This is a genomic window from Rosenbergiella sp. YN46, assembly GCF_036620675.1.
Lineage (GTDB): Bacteria > Pseudomonadota > Gammaproteobacteria > Enterobacterales > Enterobacteriaceae > Jejubacter.
Genome location: NZ_JAZHEE010000142.1, coordinates 1 through 561, shown reverse-complemented (window position 1 = coordinate 561; position 561 = coordinate 1). Strand labels below are relative to the sequence as shown.

Below are 561 nucleotides of genomic sequence, written 5' to 3'. Positions count from 1 at the left end.
ATGCGATGGAGGCATCGGTTCCTGACAAACTTTCTATTGAATCTTGAAGATTTATCCGACCTTCTACAAGAAAATTTGAATCAAATCCATATTCGAACTGGGGAAAATTTTCATTGAAATAAGACCTGATCATGTCTAGCAAGCCAAAAAATATCAAACTCATGGACTAGATTGACTTCTTTTTATCCACATAAAAGAAGAAGCAGTCAAGCTTGATTGAGTTATCGATATTATTATTATTTGAAAATTTGAAATTGAACTAGAAGAAAGATAATTTATGGATCTAATTCTTTCTGACATCCACGCAGATATCCGAGCACTAGAAACAATTCTTGATGTAGTAACTCATACTACATTCAAGGAAGAATATGGTGAGTTTTCAAGAATTATTAATCTGGGGGATATTCTTGAAAGAGGAACACATCCAAAAGAAGTTCTTGAAAAACTGCTGATTATTTCAAAAACTCATTCATTAGAATCTGTTGTTGGAAATCATGATGAAGCATTTTTGTATAAACGACTAGTAAGTGGCAGTTCAATTGAAATCTTAATGATACATTA

The 561-nt window shown here is 31.9% G+C and carries 1 protein-coding gene; it reads left to right on the top strand.

Translation table 11 applies throughout. The features are described from left to right. Positions 1-277: 277 nt before the first annotated feature. On the top strand, positions 278-561 hold a 284-nt coding region (locus V3W49_RS22930), incomplete at its 3' end, for a metallophosphoesterase family protein (protein WP_500148281.1).